This is a genomic window from Komagataeibacter kakiaceti JCM 25156 (genome assembly GCF_000613305.1).
In genome coordinates this window covers 1-623 of the sequence record NZ_BAIO01000868.1, presented here as the reverse complement: position 1 = coordinate 623, position 623 = coordinate 1, and the positions used below count along the sequence as shown (strand labels likewise).

At 61.0% G+C, this 623-nt stretch carries 1 protein-coding gene; it reads left to right on the top strand.

Features of this window, described 5'->3' with window-relative positions; translation table 11 throughout:
* On the top strand, positions 1-346 hold a 346-nt coding region (locus tag JCM25156_RS19665; RefSeq protein ID WP_025814497.1), incomplete at its 5' end, for a serine hydrolase.
* Positions 347-623 lie beyond the last annotated feature (277 nt).

Below are 623 nucleotides of genomic sequence, written 5' to 3'. Positions count from 1 at the left end.
GCAGGCCCTGCTGGACCGCCGCGCCGGACGCCCCGGCAGCCCCTTCCCGCTGCGCCGCGATACGGTGCGCCTCATGACCACACCACAGCAACCGGCGGACAAAACGGATCTGCGCGGGCTGGGGTGGGACATCGCCACCCATTATTCCAGCGCGCGGGGCGAGGGCTTTCCCGTCGGTTCGTTCGGGCATACCGGCTTTACCGGGACTTCGCTCTGGATTGACCCGCAAAGCGACAGCTATGTGCTGATCCTGACCAACCGCGTCCATCCGGACGGGCACGGCAATGTCGTGGCCCTGCGCCATGATGTCGCAACCGCCGCCGCCATCGCCCTGCATGCGGGGTGATGACGCGCCCCTGAACGCCTGCTTTTTAAACATTCCGCAAATCCCAAGGAAGTTTCTGGTGAAGCTTTTTTCAAAAAGCTTCGGGAAACGCCGCCTTTTTGAAAAAAGGCGGCACCCAAAAACTTTTATTTTTTATCAGCAGGTTGTTTTCAAAAAGTCTCTTAATGCTGCAGATCCGTGGCCTGCACCAGCAGTGCAATGCCGGGCGTGATGTCCTGAAGCAGATCCCCCGCGGGCTGGGGCATGGTGCGCACGCGCAGCAGGGAACGCGAGGCAT